Origin of the sequence: Achromobacter animicus, assembly GCF_902859585.1 — a bacterium.
GTDB classification, from domain to species: domain Bacteria; phylum Pseudomonadota; class Gammaproteobacteria; order Burkholderiales; family Burkholderiaceae_B; genus Achromobacter; species Achromobacter animicus.
Map to the genome: position 1 here is coordinate 1 of NZ_CADIJM010000046.1, position 576 is coordinate 576.

Here is a 576-nt window from a genome sequence, read left to right on the forward strand (position 1 = left end):
ATCGCTAGTAATCGCGGATCAGCATGTCGCGGTGAATACGTTCCCGGGTCTTGTACACACCGCCCGTCACACCATGGGAGTGGGTTTTACCAGAAGTAGTTAGCCTAACCGCAAGGAGGGCGATTACCACGGTAGGATTCATGACTGGGGTGAAGTCGTAACAAGGTAGCCGTATCGGAAGGTGCGGCTGGATCACCTCCTTTCAGAGCTTATGTGCTCGTGTTAAGCGTCCACTCTTATCGGTTGTTTGTTGTAGCTGGCGTCATTGGTTTGGCGCAGCGTAGAAACTAACTGATAGCGCTGCTTGCAGCGCTATCAGTTGGGTTTTACCCAACAGCTACATTTGTTCTTTAACAATCTGGAAGAAGCACAACGAAAATGTGTTCATCAAGTAATCGGCATTGCTGATGAAGATGGGCACGGGTTGTGATTGCATTATTTTTTGTTCCAAGTTCTCAAGACTGGGGTGATAAACCTCAGACTGCTTTGAAACTTATGAACGGCACAAACGCTAATACTCAGGTCCTATAGCCTACAGCGTTATAGGATCAAGCGACTAAGTGCATATGGTGGATG

General features: G+C 47.7%; 1 rRNA gene. It reads left to right on the forward strand.

Annotation, left to right across the window (positions count from 1 at the left end):
• Window positions 1-203, forward strand: a 16S ribosomal RNA gene (locus tag HV681_RS27700); the annotation flags it as partial.
• Between the last annotated feature and the right edge of the window lie 373 nt (window positions 204-576).